At 61.7% G+C, this 20354-nt stretch carries 28 protein-coding genes; 12 read left to right on the plus strand and 16 right to left on the minus strand.

Annotated elements, in window-relative coordinates:
* Positions 1 to 45: 45 nt before the first annotated feature.
* The 9 genes from acpS to folK form a co-directional block, all read right to left on the minus strand.
* Positions 46 to 465 carry a holo-ACP synthase gene (gene acpS / locus ACR0NJ_RS16390; protein ID WP_480818203.1) on the minus strand — a complete coding sequence of 140 codons (420 nt, stop codon included), beginning with the start codon at positions 463 to 465 and terminating at the stop codon, positions 46 to 48.
* Positions 466 to 471: 6 nt separating this feature from the next.
* Positions 472 to 942: a hypothetical protein gene (locus tag ACR0NJ_RS16395; protein WP_480818204.1), complete on the minus strand. Its 471-nt coding sequence runs from the start codon at positions 940 to 942 to the stop codon at positions 472 to 474.
* Positions 942 to 1565, minus strand: a complete 624-nt coding sequence (locus tag ACR0NJ_RS16400; protein WP_480818205.1) for a LysE family translocator — start codon at positions 1563 to 1565, stop codon at positions 942 to 944. The genes ACR0NJ_RS16395 and ACR0NJ_RS16400 overlap by 1 nt, the downstream gene beginning before the upstream one ends.
* The gene (locus tag ACR0NJ_RS16405; protein WP_480818206.1) at positions 1562 to 2182 is read right to left on the minus strand and encodes a LysE family translocator; all 621 of its coding nucleotides are present in this window, start codon (positions 2180 to 2182) and stop codon (positions 1562 to 1564) included. The genes ACR0NJ_RS16400 and ACR0NJ_RS16405 overlap by 4 nt, the downstream gene beginning before the upstream one ends.
* On the minus strand, positions 2179 to 2925 hold the full coding sequence (locus tag ACR0NJ_RS16410; RefSeq protein ID WP_480818207.1) for a pyridoxine 5'-phosphate synthase: 747 nt from the start codon (positions 2923 to 2925) through the stop codon (positions 2179 to 2181). The genes ACR0NJ_RS16405 and ACR0NJ_RS16410 overlap by 4 nt, the downstream gene beginning before the upstream one ends.
* Positions 2918 to 3616, minus strand: coding sequence for a DUF2062 domain-containing protein (locus ACR0NJ_RS16415; RefSeq protein ID WP_480818208.1), 699 nt, complete (start codon positions 3614 to 3616; stop codon positions 2918 to 2920). Before ACR0NJ_RS16415 ends, ACR0NJ_RS16410 begins: the two co-directional genes overlap by 8 nt.
* 16 nt (positions 3617 to 3632) lie before the next feature.
* Positions 3633 to 5765 (minus strand): RelA/SpoT family protein, encoded by a 2133-nt coding sequence (locus tag ACR0NJ_RS16420; RefSeq protein WP_480818209.1) that lies wholly within the window; start codon positions 5763 to 5765, stop codon positions 3633 to 3635.
* A gap of 26 nt (positions 5766 to 5791) precedes the next feature.
* Entirely contained in the window at positions 5792 to 6145 is a 354-nt protein-coding gene (gene rpoZ, locus ACR0NJ_RS16425) for a DNA-directed RNA polymerase subunit omega (RefSeq protein ID WP_010437681.1), read from the minus strand.
* Positions 6146 to 6239: 94 nt separating this feature from the next.
* Positions 6240 to 6809, minus strand: coding sequence for a 2-amino-4-hydroxy-6-hydroxymethyldihydropteridine diphosphokinase (gene folK, locus ACR0NJ_RS16430; RefSeq protein ID WP_480818210.1), 570 nt, complete (start codon positions 6807 to 6809; stop codon positions 6240 to 6242).
* 137 nt (positions 6810 to 6946) lie between these two features.
* Here folK and ACR0NJ_RS16435 point away from each other — a divergent pair, with 137 nt between their 5' ends.
* The 7 genes from ACR0NJ_RS16435 to ACR0NJ_RS16465 all read left to right on the plus strand — a co-directional run bounded on the left by ACR0NJ_RS16435 (position 6947) and on the right by ACR0NJ_RS16465 (position 11395).
* Complete coding sequence (locus tag ACR0NJ_RS16435; protein ID WP_170686665.1) at positions 6947 to 7522, plus strand: LabA-like NYN domain-containing protein; 576 nt, start codon at positions 6947 to 6949, stop codon at positions 7520 to 7522.
* Between the two features lie 188 nt (positions 7523 to 7710).
* Entirely contained in the window at positions 7711 to 8661 is a 951-nt protein-coding gene (ispH, locus tag ACR0NJ_RS16440) for a 4-hydroxy-3-methylbut-2-enyl diphosphate reductase (protein ID WP_480818211.1), read from the plus strand.
* Positions 8658 to 9110 (plus strand): DUF3429 domain-containing protein, encoded by a 453-nt coding sequence (locus ACR0NJ_RS16445; RefSeq protein ID WP_480818212.1) that lies wholly within the window; start codon positions 8658 to 8660, stop codon positions 9108 to 9110. Before ispH ends, ACR0NJ_RS16445 begins: the two co-directional genes overlap by 4 nt.
* Positions 9107 to 9694, plus strand: coding sequence for a class I SAM-dependent methyltransferase (locus tag ACR0NJ_RS16450; protein WP_480818213.1), 588 nt, complete (start codon positions 9107 to 9109; stop codon positions 9692 to 9694). Before ACR0NJ_RS16445 ends, ACR0NJ_RS16450 begins: the two co-directional genes overlap by 4 nt.
* The gene (gene rnhA / locus ACR0NJ_RS16455; RefSeq protein ID WP_480818214.1) at positions 9687 to 10154 is read left to right on the plus strand and encodes a ribonuclease HI; all 468 of its coding nucleotides are present in this window, start codon (positions 9687 to 9689) and stop codon (positions 10152 to 10154) included. The genes ACR0NJ_RS16450 and rnhA overlap by 8 nt, the downstream gene beginning before the upstream one ends.
* A complete protein-coding gene (locus ACR0NJ_RS16460; protein ID WP_480818215.1) occupies positions 10151 to 10774 on the plus strand; it encodes a trimeric intracellular cation channel family protein in 624 nt (207 codons plus the stop codon). Before rnhA ends, ACR0NJ_RS16460 begins: the two co-directional genes overlap by 4 nt.
* A 15-nt stretch (positions 10775 to 10789) precedes the next feature.
* Positions 10790 to 11395, plus strand: a complete 606-nt coding sequence (locus tag ACR0NJ_RS16465) for a COG3904 family protein (protein WP_480818216.1) — start codon at positions 10790 to 10792, stop codon at positions 11393 to 11395.
* Positions 11396 to 11398: 3 nt separating this feature from the next.
* Here ACR0NJ_RS16465 and ACR0NJ_RS16470 read toward each other — a convergent pair whose 3' ends face one another.
* From ACR0NJ_RS16470 to def (ACR0NJ_RS16490), 5 genes are read right to left on the minus strand one after another with little or no spacing between them, the layout of a single operon-like run.
* Positions 11399 to 11635: a GlsB/YeaQ/YmgE family stress response membrane protein gene (locus tag ACR0NJ_RS16470; RefSeq protein ID WP_480818217.1), complete on the minus strand. Its 237-nt coding sequence runs from the start codon at positions 11633 to 11635 to the stop codon at positions 11399 to 11401.
* 1 nt (position 11636) lies between these two features.
* Complete coding sequence (locus tag ACR0NJ_RS16475) at positions 11637 to 11873, minus strand: hypothetical protein (RefSeq protein WP_480534255.1); 237 nt, start codon at positions 11871 to 11873, stop codon at positions 11637 to 11639.
* 4 nt (positions 11874 to 11877) lie between these two features.
* Complete coding sequence (fmt, locus tag ACR0NJ_RS16480) at positions 11878 to 12792, minus strand: methionyl-tRNA formyltransferase (RefSeq protein ID WP_480818218.1); 915 nt, start codon at positions 12790 to 12792, stop codon at positions 11878 to 11880.
* Positions 12793 to 12815: 23 nt separating this feature from the next.
* Positions 12816 to 13310: a peptide deformylase gene (gene def, locus ACR0NJ_RS16485; RefSeq protein WP_480818219.1), complete on the minus strand. Its 495-nt coding sequence runs from the start codon at positions 13308 to 13310 to the stop codon at positions 12816 to 12818.
* A complete protein-coding gene (gene def / locus ACR0NJ_RS16490) occupies positions 13307 to 13825 on the minus strand; it encodes a peptide deformylase (protein ID WP_480818220.1) in 519 nt (172 codons plus the stop codon). Before def (ACR0NJ_RS16490) ends, def (ACR0NJ_RS16485) begins: the two co-directional genes overlap by 4 nt.
* A 95-nt stretch (positions 13826 to 13920) precedes the next feature.
* On the opposite strand from def (ACR0NJ_RS16490), the gene ACR0NJ_RS16495 reads away from it, so the two are divergent.
* Entirely contained in the window at positions 13921 to 15093 is a 1173-nt protein-coding gene (locus tag ACR0NJ_RS16495) for a MalY/PatB family protein (RefSeq protein ID WP_480818221.1), read from the plus strand.
* 33 nt (positions 15094 to 15126) lie between these two features.
* Here ACR0NJ_RS16495 and ACR0NJ_RS16500 read toward each other — a convergent pair whose 3' ends face one another.
* Entirely contained in the window at positions 15127 to 15480 is a 354-nt protein-coding gene (locus ACR0NJ_RS16500; protein ID WP_480818222.1) for a hypothetical protein, read from the minus strand.
* A 211-nt stretch (positions 15481 to 15691) separates the two neighbouring features.
* On the opposite strand from ACR0NJ_RS16500, the gene ACR0NJ_RS16505 reads away from it, so the two are divergent.
* Entirely contained in the window at positions 15692 to 16681 is a 990-nt protein-coding gene (locus ACR0NJ_RS16505) for a glutathione S-transferase family protein (RefSeq protein ID WP_480818223.1), read from the plus strand.
* On the opposite strand, the gene ACR0NJ_RS16510 is transcribed toward ACR0NJ_RS16505, so the two are convergent.
* On the minus strand, positions 16663 to 17025 hold the full coding sequence (locus ACR0NJ_RS16510) for a response regulator transcription factor (RefSeq protein ID WP_480818224.1): 363 nt from the start codon (positions 17023 to 17025) through the stop codon (positions 16663 to 16665). The two genes, ACR0NJ_RS16505 and ACR0NJ_RS16510, sit on opposite strands and share 19 nt — an antisense overlap.
* Positions 17026 to 17205: 180 nt before the next feature.
* Between ACR0NJ_RS16510 and cobD the strand changes: the two genes are divergently transcribed.
* The 3 genes from cobD to ACR0NJ_RS16525 are packed head-to-tail and all read left to right on the plus strand — an operon-like array spanning position 17206 to position 20263.
* The gene (gene cobD / locus ACR0NJ_RS16515; RefSeq protein WP_480818225.1) at positions 17206 to 18171 is read left to right on the plus strand and encodes a threonine-phosphate decarboxylase CobD; all 966 of its coding nucleotides are present in this window, start codon (positions 17206 to 17208) and stop codon (positions 18169 to 18171) included.
* A complete protein-coding gene (cbiB, locus tag ACR0NJ_RS16520) occupies positions 18168 to 19088 on the plus strand; it encodes an adenosylcobinamide-phosphate synthase CbiB (protein WP_480818226.1) in 921 nt (306 codons plus the stop codon). Before cobD ends, cbiB begins: the two co-directional genes overlap by 4 nt.
* 11 nt (positions 19089 to 19099) lie before the next feature.
* Positions 19100 to 20263, plus strand: a complete 1164-nt coding sequence (locus tag ACR0NJ_RS16525; RefSeq protein WP_480818227.1) for a lytic murein transglycosylase — start codon at positions 19100 to 19102, stop codon at positions 20261 to 20263.
* Positions 20264 to 20354: the final 91 nt, after the last annotated feature.

Below are 20354 nucleotides of genomic sequence, written 5' to 3' on the forward strand. Positions count from 1 at the left end.
TCCTTGCGTGTTTGGGGTGCTACATGCGGGGCGGGTGGGGGCGAGTCAAGGCCGGGTGGCGCTATCTTGAAGCGGGCGCGCCTCGATCACCACAAAGGCCTGCGCCCAGGGGTGATCGTCGGTCAGGGTGACGTGGATGATCGCCTCGTGGCCTTCGGGCGTCATCTCTTTCAGCCGCTCTGCGGCCCAGCCAGTGACATGCATCACGGGCTGGCCGGTGCGCAGGTTGGTGACGGCCATATCCTTCCACGCGATCCCCATTCGCAGGCCGGTGCCCAGTGCCTTGGAGCACGCCTCTTTCGCGGCCCAGCGCTTGGCATAGGTGCCTGCGGTGTCAGCGCGGCGTTCGGCCTTGGTCTGTTCGATGTCGGTGAAGACCCGGTTGCGGAACCGGTCGCCAAAGCGGTCGAGCGTGCCCTGAATGCGCTCGATGTTTGCAAGGTCTGTGCCGATGCCGAGGATCATGGTTGTTCAGCCTCTTTTATCGCCAAAGAGCGTTCGTTTTGCCTGTGCCGATTGCCATAATACGGTTCTGCAAATTCCGATGGAAACCGCTGCCCAAAACAGCAGTACACTGTTTCTTAGAAGAAGGTCCCAAAAATCAATCTGGTGCCAATACCTGATCCTGTAGACCAACCCCACAAATTGCACAGTCAGTAACACCGATACTGACAAGCCAACCATGTAGATGGCGTTGTACCATAACACCGCGCTTGGGATCGCTTCGGAATGGAGTTTTGACCATGGATGCGATTGGACCAATGTCGCAAAAAATACCGGGAACACAAGGATATCCAGAGGAAAAAAGAACAGGCTATCAAGACCCAGCTTTTCTTTGGCAAAGCCCGAATTGATCGAAACCATCAAGAGAAGGGCAAACCAAACGATGTATTTGACCCGATTGAATAATAGGGTTTTCTGCTCGGGCTGCCACAATTTCATCACGACAACCGCACCGTCAGAATCTTGTAACTCGCCAGCCCGAAGAACCCAGCGAAGGCGAAATCGAACCAACGGCGGGCGCGGCGGTAGGTGCGGACCATGTGCTCGGATGAAAACAAGAAGGCGTAGCCGATGAAGATCACCAGCGAGCCCGCATACAGCAGGCCGAAATAGCCCAGCAGCATGGACAGGCTGGCGTCATTCGGCGCGACGATAGCGTAGATTGACCCCCAACTCAGGATCGCTTTGGGGTTGGTCAGGTGGATGGCTGCGCCTTTGGCAAAGATAGCGCCTAGCGAGCCCGTAACCGGGTTGCCCAATGCGACCTCGTCCGAGGTCATCGCCCGGCGCAGCGCTTTCAGCGCCAGCCAGCCCAAATAGGCGACGCCGACGTAGCGGATCACCTCGAACACCCAGACATTGGCCAGCATGATCGCCGACAGGCCCAGTGCGGCGGCAATGCCCCAGGCGGCGGAGCCTGCGCAGATGCCCAGCGCAAAGGCCAGACCGGCGTTGCGTCCTTCGTTCATGGCGGTTCCGGCGATGCCCATGGTGGCAGGTCCGGGGGACCCTCCGGCCATGATCCAGGCGAACCAGATGGCGATGAAACCGGGTGTGATCATCGCGCAAAGGCCGATTTGATCAGGCCGAGACCGGCAGCCGCGAACAATCCGGCGACAACCCCATCGATCCAGCGCCGGAACTGGCGGTATCCGGCCATCATGCCACTGACCGAAAACAGCATGGAATAGAGGAAGTTGTTCAGGAACCCGGCCGCAATGCAGATCAGGGTCGCAGCAGCAACAGACAGCAAGCCGTCATCCGGGCCGAGGCCGACCGACAATGCCGCCATCCATGCAATCACCGATTTCGGGTTGGACAGGTTCAGGATCAGCCCGCGCCAGAACCATTTGCCATTGGCCGGAACGGACACTCTGGTTGCCTCAGGCTGCAGCGCGGAGCGTCCCGACTGCCACGCCAGCCAAAGCAGGTAGAGACCGCCCAGCACCTTGAGCACCATCAGGACGTAGAGCGAACTTTGCAGCACCGCGCCCATACCGCTTGCGGCAACAAGCCCCCAGAACACCAGACCGCAGGACAAACCCAAACCGTAGATGAGGCTGATCTTGCGCCCGTAACTCATCGCGATGGCGGCGTTGGAGATATTCGCGGGGCCCGGCGAGACCGCAACGATAAAGAAGGCCAAGGCCGTTACGGCGAGGGAGGTCAGGTCAATCATTCCCGCGCCTCATCCATCAGGCGGCGCATCTCGGTGATAGCCGGGGTGAGGCCCAGAAAGATCGCCTCGCCGATCAGGAAGTGGCCGATGTTCAACTCGCGCACTTCGGGAAAGGCTGCGACGGGCTTGACGGTGTCATAGGTCAGGCCGTGGCCTGCATGGACCTCAAGACCCAGCGAGTGGGCATAGGCGGACATTTCGCGCAAGGCTTCAAGTTCGCGGGCGGCCTCGTCCGGTTTGCCCTCGGCGTGGAAGTCGCAATAGGCACCGGTGTGCAACTCGATCACCTCGGCCCCGATGCGGTGGGCAGCCTCAATCTGGCGTTGGTCGGCAGCGATGAAGATCGAGACGCGGCAGCCGACATCGCGCAGGGGCGCTATGAAATGGGCCAGCTTGTTTTCCTCGCGCGCGACCTCAAGCCCGCCTTCGGTGGTGCGTTCCTCGCGTTTTTCCGGAACGATGCAGACCGCGTGTGGCTTGTGACGCAAAGCGATCTTCTGCATCTCATCCGTCGCGGCCATTTCGAAATTCAGCGGCACATTCAGCGTGTCCATCAATCCTTCGATATCAGCGTCAAGGATGTGGCGCCGGTCTTCCCGCAAGTGGGCGGTGATGCCGTCAGCCCCGGCCTCTTCGGCCAGCTTCGCGGCGCGGATCGGGTCAGGATACGCCCCGCCGCGCGCGTTGCGGATAGTGGCCACGTGGTCGATATTCACGCCCAGACGCAGGTGGTTGTCAGACATCGTTCGAATCCTTCATTGTCCCTTGGGCCGAGCCTAGTGGTTTTGTCACCGGAACGTCAGCCTCTGCCTGCGCAAGACGTTTGATTTCTTCAAATTTCGCTTTGATCTTGGCGCGGCGGCGCTGTTGATAGGTACGGATCAATGGCAGGCTGAGATAGGCGCAGGCCACGCCCGCCACGATGCCCGGAATGACGCCACCGACCATGTAGGGAAAGAACACATCGTCATAAAACCGGCTGAGGCCATGCCAGTCGGCCTCGCGCCCGGTGAACATGGCGATGCAATTGTCTTTCAGATCACCCATCGCATCGGCGAACTTGCCCATCAGCCCGTCAGTATCACCCTTCCGAAACCGCGTGCCCAGCAGGAAATGACCGGTTTGCAAGCTGACCACGCCGATGGGCACATAGGTCAGCGGGTTGCCAAAGAACGTACCCGACAGCGCGGCCAGAATGTTGCCGTTGAACAATCGCGCCAGCACGGCGGCGACCAGAAAGTGCAGCCCATAGAACGGGGTAAAGGCGGCAAACACCCCTGCCCCAATGCCGCGCGCGATGCGTTCAGGGCTGTCAGGCAGGCGGCGGACGCGATGTTTGACGTAGTGAAAAGCGCGGGTCCAGCCGCCGCGCGGATAGACGAACTCGGACGCGACTTGAACGGCTGAGCGGCGATCTCGGCGCTTGAAAACCACTCGTCCTCACCCTTTCTCAGCCAGCCGCAACAGCGGTTTTCGCGCTTTCCCGGAACCGTTCGACCGCTGCAACATCGCTGTCCGCCTCGAGCGTCAGCATCAGCGAATGCAACTGTTCCAAGTCGCGCAGTTCCACATTGATCAGCAGACGGTAAAAATCCGGTTTGCGGTCAACAAATTCGAGGTTCGAGATATTGGCCTTTTTCTCGCCGATCAATGTGCAAATACGCCCCAATACCCCGGCGTCATTGCCGATGGTCATATCCAGCGTCGCACCGTAAACGGCCGGGTGGGTGCCCGAGTGCCAGTGCAGATCGACCCAGCGTTCGGGTTCGTTTTCAAACTCGCTCAGTCGGTCGCAGTCGATGGCGTGCACCACCACACCTTTGCCGCGATAGGTGATGCCGACGATGCGTTCGCCCGGCAGCGGCTGGCAGCACGGCGCGCGGTCGAATTTCTGACCCGGCTCCAGGCCGATCACGGCGCGGCGCAGCGGGATGGCATCGCCTTCATCTTTGGCCAGATCGGGATAGACCGCCTTGACCACATCGTGAGCGGTCAGTTCGGCGCTGCCCAGACGGGCCAGCAATTCGTGCCTGTCCTTCAGGCGCAGGTGTTTCGCGGCCGTCTCCAACGCCTTGTCGGTGGATTTGCGGCCCACATGTTCGAAGCCCGCACGCGCCAGTTCCTTGCCCAGCTTGATGAAGCGCTCGCGGTCAACCTCGCGCAGCGCCCGGCGGATCGAGGTGCGGGCCTTGCCGGTCACGGCGATCTCAAGCCATGTCACCTGCGGCGTCTGGCCATCGGCGGTGATGATATCGACTGACTGCCCGTTTTTCAGCCGCGTCCACAGCGGTACGCGGATGCCATCCACCTTGGCCCCCACGCAGGAATAGCCAATTCTGGTGTGGATCGCATAGGCGAAATCAATCGGCGTTGCCCCGCGCGGCAGCTTCACCACATCGCCCTTGGGCGTGAAGCAGAACACCTGGTCCGAATACATCTCAAGCTTGACGGCTTCGAGGAAATCTTCGTGATCCTCTTCATTGTCAAACTGTTCCGTCAGATTGGCGATCCATTTGGCCGGATCAACCGCAAACGGGTTCTCCGAGCGCACACCGTCGCGATAGGACCAATGCGCCGCCACCCCGGTTTCGGCCACGTCGTGCATCTGGCGGGTTCTGATCTGAACCTCGACCCGCTTGCCGTCCCGCCCCGAAACCGTGGTGTGGATCGATCGATAGCCGTTCGATTTCGGTTGGCTGATGTAGTCCTTGAACCGCCCCGGCACCGCGCGCCAGCGTTGGTGGATCGCGCCGAGGGTGCGGTAGCAGTCTTCCTCGGCCTGAGTAATGATGCGGAAGCCGTAGATGTCCGAGAGGCGCGAGAAGCCCTGATCCTTTTCCTGCATCTTGCGCCAGATCGAATAGGGTTTCTTGGCGCGGCCAAACACCTCGGCATCGATCCCGGCCTTTTCCAGTTCAAACCGCATGTCGCCGGTGATCCGGTGGATGACGTCGCCGGTCTCTCGCTGCAGCGTGATAAAGCGACGGATGATCGACTGGCGGCCTTCGGGGTTCAGGACGCGAAAGGCGAGGTCTTCAAGCTCCTCGCGCATCCACTGCATCCCCATGCGGCCCGCAAGCGGCGCGTAGATATCCATCGTCTCGCGCGCCTTTTGCACCTGCTTTTCGGGGCGCATCGCCTTGATGGTGCGCATGTTGTGCAAACGGTCGGCCAGTTTGACCAAAATGACCCGCAGGTCCTTGGACATGGCCATGAACAGCTTGCGAAAGTTTTCGGCCTGCTTGGTTTCGCGGCTGGACAGCTGCAGATTGGTCAGCTTGGTGACACCATCGACCAGCTTGGCGACTTCCTCGCCGAACAGTTCAGACACCTTGCCGTAGTTGGCCTTGGTATCCTCGATCGTGTCGTGCAGCAGGGCGGTGATGATGGTCGCGTCATCCAGACGTTGTTCGGTCAGGATGGCGGCAACGGCAACGGGGTGAGAGAAATAGGGCTCGCCGGAATGGCGGAACTGCCCTTCATGCATCTGCCTGCCGAATTCATAGGCGCGGGTGATGCGGTCAGCATTTGTCTTGGGGTTGTAGTTGCGGACCAGCGCAATCAGGTCTTCAGCAGAAATCATCCGGTCCGCACCTTCGTGTTTGGGAATTACCCCTGGCCTTGAGCCTCCATCAGAGCGCGCAGCAGTTTTTCCTCGGACATGTCGTCATCGGCGGGCTTATCCGATTCCGCACCCATCAGCAGCGCCATCTGATCTTCTTCCGGCTCGTCGACCTCGATCTGGGTCTGGTTGGCCTCGATCAGGCGCTCGCGCAGTTCATCCGCGCTTTGGGTCTCATCGGCGATTTCACGCAGCGAGACGACAGGGTTCTTGTCGTTGTCGCGGTCCACGGTGATCGGGCCACCGGCGGAAATCTCGCGCGCACGATGGGCGGCAAGCATCACCAGTTCGAACCGGTTTGGAACCTTGTCTACGCAATCTTCAACCGTCACGCGGGCCATTGGGCGCTCTCCGTTAGTGAATCCATGTCAGGAAGAGGTTTATCTAAGGCTGTTTGAACGCCTTGACAAGCAGGAAATGCTGCAAATGCGCGGATCACAAGGGCGTGACCCCGGCGATATCTGCGGCTGGCAGTGCGGCAAGCAATTCTCGGGTCGTCTGTCCCAGCACCGGATGCTGCCAATCGGGGGCCACATCGACCATCGGCACCAGTACAAACGCACGGTCCTGCAGGCGCGGATGCGGCAGAACCAGTTGATCGGGTGCCTCCTGCCGCTGCGCCTGTGCGGGCAGGGTCAGCCAGTGGTCAAACACCGCAGGATCAGGCAGCACCAGGTCACCGTAGCAGACCAGATCCAGATCCAGTGTCCGCATCCCCCAACGCTGCTCGCGCTCGCGACCGAACTCATGTTCAACATCGTGCAGCACCTGCAACAGGTCGAAAGGGTCTTTGACCGTCTCAACCAACGCCGCAGCATTGACGTAATCCGGCCCCGCACCCGCCGGGAAACAGGGGGTCGCGAAGAACCGGCTGGTGGCACGAATCAGCACGCCCTGACGCGATAAAGCGTCAAGGGCCAGTTGAAGCGTCACCTTGGGACTGTTTCCTCTCAACCTGAGATTGGCGCCCAGGGCAATAACGACATTTTGCACGGATTCGCTCATTAAATCCTCTATATTCGGCGAATTGCATACTTGCGATGCATGATAAAAGCCCTAATTATAGGCACACCAGCGCGCGCCACATTTTACACTCACTCACTCATCACGTTGCGTTCTGGTTTATACCGGAAGGGACTATTATGTTTTATAAGGACGAACGGCTAGCGCTGTTCATCGACGGCTCGAATCTTTACGCCGCAGCAAAAGCACTCGGTTTTGATATAGACTACAAACTTCTGCGGCAGGAATTCATGCGCCGCGGCAAGTTGCTTCGCGCCTTCTACTACACAGCGCTATTGGAAAACGACGAGTATTCGCCGATCCGCCCACTGGTTGACTGGCTGCATTACAACGGCTTCACCATGGTCACCAAACCGGCCAAGGAATACACCGACAGCATGGGGCGTCGGAAAGTCAAAGGAAACATGGATATCGAACTGACTGTCGATGCCATGGAACTGGCACCGCGTGTCGATCATATTGTGCTGTTCTCGGGCGATGGGGATTTCCGCCCGCTGATTGCCAGCCTGCAACGTCAGGGCGTGCGCGTCTCGGTCGTGTCGACCATCCGAAGCCAGCCGCCGATGATCTCGGACGAGCTGCGCCGCCAGGCCGACAACTTCATCGAGCTTGAGGACCTGCGCGACGTGATCGGTCGTCCTCCGCGCGAGATGCCAGCAGAGCCCCGCAGCGTCGCCGCTGCAGGTGGACACTAAGACCCGGCCACTCACTTCCGGGGGAATGATGGCGCGGTCAGGGCTTATCACCTTGGCCGCGCCTCTTTAACTATGGTCAGGTGCTCAAACAGCTACTGGCTAGCAGCGATTCATGTCAGATGAATGACGCGGTCCTGTCTGGACCAAGGCAAGGAAAAGACTTACCTGTGCCTTAAGGAGACAGCGACATGACCAAGCCGCCACTGACACTTTATCTGGCCGCCCCGCGAGGGTTCTGCGCGGGCGTGGACCGCGCCATCAAGATCGTCGAGATGGCGCTGCAGAAATGGGGCGCGCCGGTCTATGTGCGCCATGAGATCGTGCATAACAAATTCGTCGTCGACGGGCTGCGCGCCAAGGGCGCGGTGTTTGTCGAGGAACTGGACGAATGCCCCAATGACCGCCCGGTGATCTTCTCGGCCCATGGCGTGCCGAAATCGGTACCCGCTACGGCAGAACGGCGCGAGATGATCTATGTGGACGCAACCTGCCCTCTGGTGTCCAAGGTCCATGTCGAGGCGCAGCGCCATGCCGAGGCCGGTCTGCAGATGATTATGATCGGCCACAAAGGCCACCCTGAAACCGTCGGCACCATGGGGCAATTGCCCGAGGGCGAAGTGCTGCTGGTCGAAACGGTCGAGGATGTGGCCGAGGTCGCGGTGCGCGATCCCGCGAAACTCGCCTTTGTGACCCAGACGACCCTGTCGGTTGATGACACCAAGGACATCATCGCAGCGTTGCAGGCGCGTTTCCCCGCCATCGTCGGTCCACACAAGGAAGACATCTGTTACGCCACCACTAACCGGCAGGAGGCCGTCAAGGCCGTGGCCCCCAAATCTGACGCCCTGCTGGTGGTCGGCGCGCCGAACTCGTCCAATTCACGCCGTCTGGTCGAGGTCGCCTCGCGCGCCGGTTGCGATTATGCGCAACTGGTCCAGCGCGCGACCGAGATCGACTGGCGTGCCCTACAGGGCATCTCGACCATCGCCATCACCGCCGGGGCCTCGGCCCCCGAAGTGCTGGTGAACGAGGTGATCGACGCCTTCCGCGACCATTACGACGTGACGGTCGAACTGGTCGAAACCGCGCAGGAAAACGTGGAATTCAAAGTGCCGCGGGTGTTGCGGCAACCGGCATGAACGGTGTGCCCAAGGCCCCCTTGTATCTAGGCCTCACGGGCCTGATCCCGTTCGTTTGGGGCGCGCTGACCTATCTGAACGGCGATCTGAACGACTGGGGCCGTCAGGCGCTGGGGCCCCGGTTCGTCGGGCCTTACATACAACTGTTCTACGGCTCGGTGATCCTGAGTTTCATGTCAGGCATCCTGTGGGGCTTTGCCACCAAGACCTCGGGCAGCAGAGCCACAATCTGTTACACACTGTCGGTTCTGCCCGCGCTTTGGGCGTTCTTCATGACCGGTGGCGGCCCGGTCAGCGCCGGGATCAACCTGATCGTGGGCTTTACTGGCCTGCTGATGCTGGACGCGATGTTCTGGTATTGGGGGCTGGCCCCGCGCTGGTGGATGAAACTGCGCATCCTGCTGACCGCCATCGTCATCCTGTGCCTGTCTGTCGGAGTGTACCTGTGACCGATCAGAAAACGATCAACGCCTATACCAATCGTGTGTCCGAATACCTGAGCATCCCCCTGCCCGCCGAACAACTAAAGGCACGGACAGAGTTTGCCGATGCCGTGTGCGCAGGCGGCTATGTGCTGGATTTGGGCTCCGGCCCCGGTTCAGACAGCGCTTTTTTCATGCGTGCAGGGCTAAAGGTGCGCGCGCTGGACGCGACCCCGGCCTTTGTCGAACATGCCCGCAACAGCGGCGTTGATGCGCAACTGGGGACGTTTGATGATGTGACCGAGCACGCGGAATTTGACGGCATCTATGCCAGTTTTTCCCTGCTTCACGCCCCGCGCGCAGATTTCCCACGCCATCTGGCCGCGATCCACCGGGCCCTGAAGCCCGCGGGCATATTCTTCCTTGGCCTGAAGCTGGGAACCGGAGAACATCGCGACGAGTTGGATCGATATTACACCTATTTCTCACAGACCGAGATTGAGGAGGCATTGGCCGAGGCCGGGTTCACCATCGACCAGATCACAACCGGCGTCGGTAAAGGTCTGGCCGGGTCTTACGATGGCTTCATTCTGTTGCTGGCCCATGGCTGAGCTGTTTGCCTATACCGACGGGGCCTGTTCCGGCAATCCCGGACCCGGTGGTTGGGGTGTACTGCTGCGCGCGATGGATGGTGAGACGGTTCTGAAGGAACGTGAACTGAACGGCGGTGAGGCCGAGACCACCAATAACCGCATGGAGCTATTGGCGGCGATCAGTGCGCTTGAGACGCTCGAGCGCCCCTCGACCATCACGGTCGTCACCGACAGCGCCTATGTGAAGAATGGCGTGACGGGCTGGATTTTCGGGTGGAAGCGGAACGGCTGGAAGACTTCGAACAAGAAGCCGGTCAAGAATGTCGATCTGTGGCAGCGTCTGGATGAGGCGCAGACCCGCCACGAGGTGACATGGGAGTGGGTCAAGGGCCACGCAGGCCATCCCGAAAACGAAAAGGCCGATGAACTGGCCCGTGCAGGCATGGCGCCGTTCAAACCGAAAAAGGCGCAGGCGTGAGCGGGCTTGCCCTGTTGGACTACGCCTCGGTTGTGGTCTTTGCGCTGACCGGGGCGCTTGTGGCCAGCCGGGCGCAGCTTGATCTGGTGGGCTTTGCCTTCATCGCCTGCCTGACGGCGGTGGGCGGCGGTACCGTGCGTGATCTGCTGCTGAACCGCCATCCGGTCTTCTGGGTCGGCCAACCCGATTACATCCTGATCGCGGTTGGGGCGGCCGTGCTGGTCTTCTTCACCGCACATCTGGTCGAGAGCCGGTACAACTGGCTGATCTGGCTGGACAGCTTTGCGCTATCCATCGCAGTCGCCGCCGGAACCGGTGCTGCGCTGTCACTGGACCAGTCTGGCACCATCGTGGTGCTGATGGGCGTTACCACAGGCTGTCTGGGCGGGCTGATGCGCGATGTGGTCTGCAACGAGGTACCGCTGGTGCTGAAACAGGGCGAACTTTATGTCTCCTGCGCCTTTGCCGGGGCCTTGATGGCAGTGTTGGCGACACGTCTGGGGCTTGAAGGCCTGCCAGCGCTGGGGCTATGCGCCTTGACCTGCTGGGCGCTGCGGGCGGGGTCGCTGCTGTTTGGCTGGCAGTTGCCGGTCTACAAGGCGCGGCCGCCACGGAACTAGGGTAAGGATGGAAAGATGCCGATGACCTTCCGATTTCTCTGTCCAGCCGTCTTGTCGCTGCTGGCGGCCTGCGCGGACCCTTACACTCCGATCAGTTTCACCGCCGAGGGAGATCGGATCGTCGCAACCGGCACGATCGATCACAGAACCCTTAGCGCCTTTGAAAAGGTGATCGACGAAAACCCAGAGATCAGAACCCTGGTGCTGCAGAACATCGAAGGTTCGGTCGATGATGACGCCAATGTGGTCTTCAGCCGCGTGGTGCGCGCGGAAGGGTTCGATACGGTCGTGCCCTCGGACGGGCTGGTCGCATCGGGCGGGACCGACCTGTTTCTGGCGGGCAACCGGCGGGTGCTGGAGCCCGGGGCCTGCGTCGGCGTCCACAGTTGGGGCGGCGGCGGGTATGTGGCCGCGGACCTGCCCGCGGGGCACCCGGAACATGACCGCTATCTGGATTATTTCGGAGATATCGGCGTCGATCCGGCCTTTTACTGGTTCACGCTGGATGTGGCATCCGAGGATGAGATGCACTGGATGACCGCAGCCGAGGCGAACCGGTTCGACATGACCACGCGCACGGCCCCTGCGTTGGGCTCGGCGGCTGCGTGTGAGGCGCGATAGCGGTCAGCGTCGTCCGTAAGTCTGCCACAGCCAGATCACCAGCAGCGCCCCCAGCACTGCGCCGACAAAACCCGACAGCCAGCCCATCATCGTGATCAGAGTGCGCAGGATCAGCCCGCCCACCAGCGCGCCGATGATGCCGATCAGCATGGTGGTGGGAATGTCGGCCTCGATCCGCATCAGGCGGGTGGCGAGGAAACCTGCGGCGGCACCGATGATGATCAGGGCGACGATGGGCATGTCATTTCCTCCAATGGGTGGGCACGATGATCAGGGCCCCGATCGAGGACAGCACCGCGTCCAGCCCCGGCGGGCCAAAGCTGATGCCGAACATGATGCGGACGAAATAGAACAGGAAGGCCCCGCCGACGCAGATGATGATGGATGGCAGGTAGCCGTTATGGGTAAAGCCGGTTTTCTCGGACAGGTAGCCGACAATCCCCGCAATCACGACGGTGCCCATCAGGATCATGAACATGGCTTTACTCCGACAACAGGTGGGTGCCGGCAGGGATCGGCCAGCCCCGCAGAAACGTTTCCCTGTCCTGCGCGCCCTTGCCCGCCCGTTGCAGGCGCAACAACTCGACCGCGCCGGTGCCGCAGGCCACGGTCAACTGATCGTCCAGCACCTCGCCCGGGGTGCCCTGCCCTTGGGCCAGACGAGAGGCCAGCAGCTTGATGCGGTCGCCCTGAACCTCGGTCCATGCGCCAGGGAAGGGCGACAGACCGCGGATGTGGCGGTCGACCTCGGTCGCGGGAGCGGACCAGTCGATGCGGGCCTCGGCTTTGTCGATCTTTTCGGCATAGGTCACGCCGTTTTCGGGCTGTGGATCGGGGCGCAGGTTGGGCAGATCGGACAGAGCCTTGACGATCAGCGCCGCCCCGATGGCCGAAAGGCGGTCATGCAGCCCGGCGGTGGTTTCTTCCGGCCCGATATCGGTGGCCTCGCGCAGCAGGACGGGGCCGGTGTCCAGCCCGGCCTCCATCTGCATGATGCAGATGCCCGTTTGCGCATCGCCCGCCATGATCGCGCGGTGGATCGGCGCGGCCCCGCGCCAGCGCGGCAGCAGGCTGGCGTGGATGTTCAGGCAACCATGGGCGGGCGCGTCCAGAATGGGTTGCGGCAACAGCAGCCCATAGGCCACGACCACGGCGATATCTGCGTTCAGCGCGGCAAAGCCGGCCTGTTCCTCGGGTGATTTCAGCGAGGTCGGGTGGCGCACCGTCAGGCCCAGCGCCTGCGCCCGCGCATGGACCGGCGTGGGGCGGTCCTTCTTGCCGCGCCCGGCAGGCCGGGGGGGCTGACAATAGACGGCGGCGATCTCGTGGCCCGCAGCGACCAGAGCGTCCAGCACCGGGACCGAGAAATCGGGGGTTCCCATGAAGATTATACGCATCCGTCCCTCCGTAGGATGGGGTTTCACCCCATCTTCTTTGCCTTGCGCAGCAGCATGTCGCGTTTGACCTTGCTGAGCCGGTCAAAATACATCCGCCCGTTCAGGTGGTCGATCTGATGTTGCACGCTGGTGGCCTCGATGCCGACAAAATCGCGGCGGTCGATCTGGCCCTGTTCGTTGAGGAATTTCACCGTCACCGCGCGGGGCCGTTTCACCTTGGCCGAGACGCCGGGCAGGTTCGGGCTGGCCTCGTCATGTTCGCGCAGCTCGACCGAGCTGTGCAGGATTTCCGGGTTGGCCAGACGCACCGCCCTGCCCCGCTGGGTCGAGCCATCCACCACGGCCAGCCGCAGCATCACCCCGATCTGCGGCGCGGCAAGGCCGACGCCGGGCATCGCCTCCATCGTGTCGATCATGTCATCCCAGATGGCGCAGATGTCGTCGGTGATCTCGGGCACGTCCTCGGCCTTGGTGCGCAGGCGCTTGTCGGGCCATGGCAGGCAAGTGCGCACCGTCATGTGCGGGCCTTCTCGCGCTTTAGCTTTTGCATCTTGCGGGTGATCATCTGGCGTTTCAGCGGCTTGAGATAGTCGATGAACAGCTTGCCGTTCAGATGGTCGATCTCGTGCTGCACGCAGGTGGCCCAGAGGTCGTCAAAGGTTTCCTGCTGCAGATTGCCGTCACGGTCCAGCCATGTGACGTCGACCACCTTGGGGCGGGTCACTTCGGCATATTGCTCGGGGATCGACAGGCAGCCTTCCTCGTAGACATTGGTCTCGTCCGAGGCCGCGATGACCTCGGGGTTGAACATCACCAGCGGGCGCGGGGCCTCGCCTTCTTCCTTGACGCAATCCACCACGATTACCCGATCCAGCACGCCGATCTGGGGCGCGGCCAGACCGATGCCGGGCGCGTCATACATCGTCTCCAGCATGTCGTCGGCCAGTTTGCGCAGGTCGTCGGTGATGTCGGCCACCGGCGCGCAGACCTTTTTAAGGCGGGGATCGGGATGGATCAGGATATTGCGTTTCATGGGGCTGATTTAGGCCATCGCGCCCGCCACCGCAACGGCCCCTCTTGCACATGGCGGAATTGAGGTTAGCTTTCGCCTCGACAGATGGAGATGACATGACTTTCAACGACCTGATCGACCGCCGGGGCACCAATTCTTCGAAATGGGACAAGATGGAGCGCCTGTATGGCATCTCGCCCGAGGATGGGCTGGCGATGTGGACGGCGGATTCCGATTATGCCACCGCCCCGTGCGTGATCGAGGCGGTGCGAAAGGCTGCCGATCATGGGGCGTTTGGCTATTCATGGATGCACCCGGAGTATCTGAACGCGATCCAGTGGTGGATGAAGACCCGCCACAACTGGGAGATCGACACTGATTGGGTTCTGACCTCGCAGGGGCTGGGCAACGCGATTGCCCTGTGTCTGGATGTGTGGAGCGACCCCGGAGATGGGGTCGTCATCTTCTCGCCGGTTTACCATGAGTTTGCCCATAAGGTGAACAAATCGGGCCGCCGCGTGGTGGAATGCCCGCTGGTGCGGGAGGGCGACAGCTATGCACTTGATCTGGACGATGCGCAGTCGCGGTTGGACGGGTCCGAAAAGCTGCTGCTGTGGTGTTCACCGCAGAACCCCTCGGGTCGGGTGTGGAAACCAGAGGAATTGCGCGCGGTGGCGGCGTTTGCCGAGCGGAACGGGCTGATCCTTGTGTCGGACGAGATTCATCATGATCTGGTCTATCCCGGCCACAGCTTCGTGCCGATGGATGTGGCCGCACCGGATGCGCAGGCGTGGACCGTGACGCTGACGGCGGCGTCCAAGACCTTCAACATCGCGGGCCAGCGCACCGGCAACATGATCATCCCCGACGCCAAGCTGCGGGCCAACATGAAGCACCGGTTGCAGACGCTAGATTATGACCCCGGCGCGCTGGGGGTGGCAATGATCACCGCTGCCTATTCGCCCGAGGGGGCGGCATGGGTCGATGCGCAGGTCGCGCATCTGGCCGAGAACTGCCAGATGTTCCATGCCGCCATCGCCGAGATTCCGGGCCTTTGGTCGATGCCGCTTCAGGCGACCTATCTGGCTTGGGTCGATTTCTCGGGCACCGGGATGAATCACGGTGAATTCGTCAAGCGCCTGCGAGAGGACGCGCGCATCGCCACCTCATCCGGCCCCGGCTTCGGCACCGGCGGAGAAACCTTCGAGCGGTTCAATCTGGCCACGCAACGCGCACGGGTGGAAGAGGCGTGTAGACGGTTAAAAACAGCCTTTGGCGATTTGCAGTAAGCGACGCGACAAACGGGCGGTCGAAACTAGCCCTTAATCCTCCTTCCCCAACAGCGCGATTGGCGCATCCGGGGCACGGTAGAAATCCAGCGGGGCTTTGTCATGCGCGGCAGTGCTGCGCTTGAATTCATAACGCATTTCGCCACCGTCTTCCTCATCCGCGATGATCAGGCATTGGTAGAGATGGTTGGCCCCGTCATAAATATCGACCAGCCCACGCAGGCGCGGTGTGGTTTCAGCTTCGACCGAAAAGCCATCTTTCCACAGTTTGAGGATTTTGAATGTATTGTCGCCCAACTCGACCCGCAGACGGCTGGTCTTTTTCAGGGCAGCGATTCGCGCGGCATCCAATTCCGCGCGTATTTCCTTTGAAACATAGGTACTCATAAATCTATTCCCCCGCTCACACCCTCTATTTTGACCGACTGAATGTAAAAATCCAGTAAACCGCGTCACATAGCGGCGCTTGCTTGCCTGCTGTGGCGCAGACATCTCAGGCCCGGGTTGTGCGTGGGCGCAGGCCCGGTGCGCGGGCCGGACCATAGGAACAGGCCCCACACCGCCCTATCTTTGCTGAAACACATGCGGAGGACTTGATATGGGCCTGTTGGTCGATGGGGTATGGCACGACACCTGGTATGACACCAAATCCACCGGCGGGGCGTTCAAACGCAGCGCCGCGCAGTTTCGCAACTGGATCACCGCCGATGGCAGCGCCGGGCCGTCGGGCAAGGGCGGCTTTCAGGCCGAATCCGGGCGCTATCACCTGTATGTCTCTCACGCCTGCCCCTGGGCGCATCGCACGCTGATCTTCCGCGAGTTGAAGGACCTGAGCGATCACATCTCGGTCTCGGTCGTGCATCCCGACATGCTGGACAAGGGTTGGACCTTTGAGATGGACGGAGATGGCGCAACCGGGGACAAGCTGTTTGGCTCAGACTTTGCGCATCAGATCTATACCCGCGCCGATCCCAACTATTCGGGCCGCGTCACCGTTCCAATCCTGTGGGATAAGGTCGAGAAAACGATCGTCTCGAACGAAAGCTCGGAAATCATCCGCATGTTCAATTCGGCATTCAATGGGATCACGGGCAACACCGATGATTACTGGCCCGAGGCTATGCGAGATGACATTGAAGAGGTCAACGCCCGCATCTATTCCGACGTCAATAACGGCGTCTACAAATCAGGTTTCGCCACAACCCAGGAAGCATATGACGCGGCCGTTGCCCCCCTGTTCGACACGCTGGACTGGCTGGACGCCCGGCTGGCGCAAAACCGCTACCTGATGGGCGACCGCGTGACCGAGGCCGACTGGCGGCTGTTCACCACGCTGATCCGGTTCGACCCAGTGTATCATCTGCATTTCAAATGCAACCGGCGGCGGTTGGTCGATTATCCGAACCTCTGGGCCTATACCCGCGAGCTATACCAGTGGCCGGGCGTCGCCGAGACCGTGAACATGAGCCACATCGTGCGCCACTATCACTACAGCCATGACAGCATCAATCCGCACCGGATCATCCCGACGAACCCGGTTCTGGAATATCACGAACCCCACGGGCGAGATCAGCGGCCCGCAGCGTAATGTTCCACCATCGCCGCCAGATCCTCTGGCGGCGTTCCGCTTTGCACATAGGCGCAGGCGTTTGGGCTGTGGGCAAAAATCGACCCGTCCGAAAAGAAGGTGGTGTTGGTGACAAAAATCACCCGCGCGTCCGGGCGGCGATAGCTGGCGAAATCGGCCACGGCCAGTGCGCTGCCGGTCTCCAGAACCAGGTCCAGCACAATGATATCAAAATCCGCGCCGTAGAGCGCAAGGATCGCTGCCTCTTGCTTTTCCACCAGCGTGACTTCGGCCCCCTGCCTTTGCAGATGCCGCTGCCAGACCCGACCGAGGTCGGGGTTACTCTCAACAATCAGTACTTTCATTTGCAACAACCTCGGCACGTGATAGGGTGATTGATGCCGATCCCTGCGATCCGTGATCACGCGATTTCCTTAACAAAGTGTTAACGACGCCTGCACAGGGCTGTGATCGGGCGGATTCGCTTGTGTGGACGGCAAAAATCCGCTTGAAGCAGCGCATTGTGGCGATTCCGGCAAGAGCAGATGGTGGGACAGGACGACAGATTGAACCCGCGCAGTGCCCGCGATCATGGCGGCGGGCTGGATGGGGCTATGGCGCGCTATGGCGGCGCGCGCGGCGACTGGATCGACCTGTCCACCGGGATCAACCCGCACCCCTATAAGGTGGCGGGGCTGCAACCTTCAGACTGGATGGAACTGCCCGATCATAGCGCGTTTGAGCGCCTGTCGGACGCGGCGCGCGACTTCTGGCGGGTGCCGGAGGGGGCCGCGATTCTGCCCGCGCCCGGAGCCTCGGCCCTCATCGCGCGCCTGCCCGCGTTGGGTGAACCGGGCCGCGTTCAGATCACCGCGCCGACCTATAACGAACACGCCGCCGCTTTCACGGCACAGGGGTGGCGTGTGGTCGCGAACGGCCCTGCCGACGCGCGCGTTATCGTGCATCCGAACAATCCCGATGGGCGGGTCTGGCAGGCCTCGGATGTCGACGCCCCTCTGACGGTGATTGACGAGAGCTTTTGTGACGTGGCCCCCGACGCCTCGCTGATCCATCTGGCGGGCCGACCGGGGGTGATCGTGCTCAAGAGTTTCGGCAAGTTCTGGGGGCTGGCGGGGCTGCGGCTGGGGTTTGCCATCGGCCATCCCGATCTGATCGCTCGCCTGAACGATCTGACCGGCCCGTGGGCGGTCTCCGGCCCGGCGCTGCGCATCGGCACCCAAGCGCTGCAGGACACCGATTGGGCCTCTGCCACCCGCGCGCGGCTGGCGGAGGAGACCGAGCGGCTGGACACCCTGATCACCGGCAAGGGCGCGGCACTGGTCGGAGGCACAACGCTGTTCCGTCTCTACGAGGTCGACAACGCCACCGCATGGCAGGACCGTCTGGCCCGCGCCCATATCTGGAGCCGCATCTTCCCCTATTCCCAAACCTATCTGCGCCTTGGCCTGCCACCCTCGGACGGATGGCACCGGCTGGAGGCCGCGTTGTGAGCACACCCCTGCTACTGGCCTGCGCCATGTGCCTGGACGCCGCCTTGGGCGAGCCCGATTGGCTGTGGTCCCGTGTCAGGCACCCGGCGGTTGTTATTGGCAACGGGATCGGCTGGCTGGACAATCGCCTCAACCACGGCGCACAGCGGCGGATCAAAGGCGTGGCGGTTCTGCTGGTCCTGATCCTGACAGCCGGGGCCGTCGGGTGGGCATTGGCTTGGTTAGGCCCCGTGGCCGAGGTGCTAGTCTGCGCCATCCTGCTGGCGCAGAAATCGCTGGTGACGCATGTTCGGGATGTGGGCGCGGCCTTGCAGTCTTCGCTGTCCGAAGGGCGGGAAATGGTCGGACGCATCGTCTCGCGCGACACGCGGGACATGACCGAAGGACAGGTCGCGCGGTCGGCCATCGAAAGCGCGGCGGAAAACCTTAGCGACGGGGTTATTGCGCCCGCGCTCTGGTTTCTGGTCGCTGGCTTGCCTGGGATCCTGATCTATAAGGCGGTGAACACGGCGGACAGCATGATCGGCTACCGCAACGACAAATACCGCGAGTTCGGCTGGGCTTCGGCGCGGTTCGATGATCTGCTGAACCTGATCCCAGCCCGCCTGACCTGCGCGATGATCGTCGCGCTCTCTGGCCAATGGGCACACTGGCGCGCCATACTGGCCGATGCAAACCACCACGTCTCGCCCAACGCCGGTTGGCCCGAGGCCGCCATGGCCCGCGCCCTGAACGTCGCGCTGGCCGGGCCGCGCAGCTATGACGGGCAGGTGCGCGATCTGGCCTGGGTCAATGGCGACGCCCCCCGCGAGATCGGCGCAGCGGAGATTTTCCGCGCATGTAACATGCTGTGGCGCGTCTGGGGGCTTGCGCTTGCCCTCGTGTCAGTGTCGGTTGGGGTCAGCTTTATTCTGTAACGGACCTGTCCATGCGCATTCTCTCTGGCATTGTCGTCGCCACCTTGCTCGCCTCACCTGCTGTTGCCCAGTGTGGCGGCGGATTCAATTCCTTCGTCAATGAGTTGAAGGCCGAGGCGGTCCAACAAGGTTATGACAAAGCCACGGTGGACGCCTTCTTCAAAGGCGTGCAGCAGGACAGCGCGGTTCTCAAGGCCGACCGGGCGCAGGGCGTGTTTCAGAAACCGTTCATCGAGTTCTCCCGCCGTCTGATCTCGCAAAACCGGATCGATCGGGGCAAGGCCATGTCTGGCAAATACGACGCCGTGTTTGACCGGATCGAGCAGGAATACGGCATTTCCCGCGGCGTGCTTCTGGCCTTCTGGGCCTTCGAGACCGATTACGGGTCCTTTCAGGGCGATTTCAATACCCGCAACGCGTTGGTGACACTGGCCCATGACTGCCGCCGCCCTGAACTGTTCCGACCGCAAATCTTCGCCGCGATCGAGCTCTACAGCCGGGGCAATTTCGACCCCGCCCGCACCACCGGTGCCTGGGCCGGAGAGATAGGCATGGTGCAGATGCTGCCCCGCGACATACTGGAAAACGGAGTCGATGGGGACGAAGACGGTACGGTCTCGCTAAAAACCTCAGCTCCGGATGCGCTGATGTCGGGCGCGAAAATGCTGTCGCATCTGGGCTGGCAACCGGGCCAGCCGTGGCTGCAAGAGGTGACGGTGCCCGCACAGATGGATTGGTCCCTTTCCGGCCCCGGCAAACCGCGCCCGGTGTCCGAGTGGCAGGCGATGGGCGTGCAGGCCCGCAGCGGATCACTGGCCAACCTGCCCGCCTCACTGATCCTGCCGCAGGGGCACAAAGGTCCCGCCTTTCTGGCCTACCCGAATTTCGATGTCTATTTCGAATGGAACCAGAGCTTCGTCTACGTCATGACCGCCGCCTATTTCGGCACCCGGCTTGAGGGCGCGCAGATTTACGACGCGGGCAACCCGGCGCAAGGTCTGTCAGGGGCGCAGATGAAGCAACTGCAGAGCAAACTGCAGGCGCGCGGGTACGACGTGGGCAAGATCGACGGTATTCTGGGTGCGGGCACGCGGGCTGCCGTGCAGGCCGAGCAGGTGAGGTTGGGGCTGCCTGCGGATGCGTGGCCGACGGTGGATTTGTTGGGGCAGTTGTGAGACACGCGGGTCGTTACGCACCAAATCGGAACTTCTTGACGCGACCCACGCTTTGCAAACACACCTGTCGTTACACGTTCGCCGCAATCAG

The organism is Ruegeria sp. F11 (assembly GCF_056533855.1).

Excerpts from the sequence above, each read along its gene's own strand:
- ispH (WP_480818211.1), top strand. The coding sequence starts at position 7,711 with ATGACCAAGCCGCCACTGACACTTTATCTGGCCGCCCCGCGAGGGTTC.
- ACR0NJ_RS16445 (WP_480818212.1), top strand. The coding sequence starts at position 8,658 with ATGAACGGTGTGCCCAAGGCCCCCTTGTATCTAGGCCTCACGGGCCTG.
- ACR0NJ_RS16420 (WP_480818209.1), bottom strand. The coding sequence starts at position 5,765 with ATGATTTCTGCTGAAGACCTGATTGCGCTGGTCCGCAACTACAACCCC.
- ACR0NJ_RS16395 (WP_480818204.1), bottom strand. The coding sequence starts at position 942 with ATGAAATTGTGGCAGCCCGAGCAGAAAACCCTATTATTCAATCGGGTC.
- ACR0NJ_RS16505 (WP_480818223.1), top strand. The coding sequence starts at position 15,692 with ATGGGCCTGTTGGTCGATGGGGTATGGCACGACACCTGGTATGACACC.
- ACR0NJ_RS16525 (WP_480818227.1), top strand. The coding sequence starts at position 19,100 with ATGCGCATTCTCTCTGGCATTGTCGTCGCCACCTTGCTCGCCTCACCT.
- ACR0NJ_RS16465 (WP_480818216.1), top strand. The coding sequence starts at position 10,790 with ATGCCGATGACCTTCCGATTTCTCTGTCCAGCCGTCTTGTCGCTGCTG.
- ACR0NJ_RS16435 (WP_170686665.1), top strand. The coding sequence starts at position 6,947 with ATGTTTTATAAGGACGAACGGCTAGCGCTGTTCATCGACGGCTCGAAT.
- rpoZ (WP_010437681.1), bottom strand. The coding sequence starts at position 6,145 with ATGGCCCGCGTGACGGTTGAAGATTGCGTAGACAAGGTTCCAAACCGG.
- ACR0NJ_RS16475 (WP_480534255.1), bottom strand. The coding sequence starts at position 11,873 with ATGTTCATGATCCTGATGGGCACCGTCGTGATTGCGGGGATTGTCGGC.
- ACR0NJ_RS16400 (WP_480818205.1), bottom strand. The coding sequence starts at position 1,565 with ATGATCACACCCGGTTTCATCGCCATCTGGTTCGCCTGGATCATGGCC.
- def (WP_480818220.1), bottom strand. The coding sequence starts at position 13,825 with ATGAAACGCAATATCCTGATCCATCCCGATCCCCGCCTTAAAAAGGTC.
- fmt (WP_480818218.1), bottom strand. The coding sequence starts at position 12,792 with ATGCGTATAATCTTCATGGGAACCCCCGATTTCTCGGTCCCGGTGCTG.
- ACR0NJ_RS16405 (WP_480818206.1), bottom strand. The coding sequence starts at position 2,182 with ATGATTGACCTGACCTCCCTCGCCGTAACGGCCTTGGCCTTCTTTATC.
- acpS (WP_480818203.1), bottom strand. The coding sequence starts at position 465 with ATGATCCTCGGCATCGGCACAGACCTTGCAAACATCGAGCGCATTCAG.
- ACR0NJ_RS16495 (WP_480818221.1), top strand. The coding sequence starts at position 13,921 with ATGACTTTCAACGACCTGATCGACCGCCGGGGCACCAATTCTTCGAAA.
- def (WP_480818219.1), bottom strand. The coding sequence starts at position 13,310 with ATGACGGTGCGCACTTGCCTGCCATGGCCCGACAAGCGCCTGCGCACC.
- ACR0NJ_RS16410 (WP_480818207.1), bottom strand. The coding sequence starts at position 2,925 with ATGTCTGACAACCACCTGCGTCTGGGCGTGAATATCGACCACGTGGCC.
- rnhA (WP_480818214.1), top strand. The coding sequence starts at position 9,687 with ATGGCTGAGCTGTTTGCCTATACCGACGGGGCCTGTTCCGGCAATCCC.
- ACR0NJ_RS16500 (WP_480818222.1), bottom strand. The coding sequence starts at position 15,480 with ATGAGTACCTATGTTTCAAAGGAAATACGCGCGGAATTGGATGCCGCG.
- ACR0NJ_RS16470 (WP_480818217.1), bottom strand. The coding sequence starts at position 11,635 with ATGCCCATCGTCGCCCTGATCATCATCGGTGCCGCCGCAGGTTTCCTC.
- ACR0NJ_RS16510 (WP_480818224.1), bottom strand. The coding sequence starts at position 17,025 with ATGAAAGTACTGATTGTTGAGAGTAACCCCGACCTCGGTCGGGTCTGG.
- cobD (WP_480818225.1), top strand. The coding sequence starts at position 17,206 with ATGGTGGGACAGGACGACAGATTGAACCCGCGCAGTGCCCGCGATCAT.
- folK (WP_480818210.1), bottom strand. The coding sequence starts at position 6,809 with ATGAGCGAATCCGTGCAAAATGTCGTTATTGCCCTGGGCGCCAATCTC.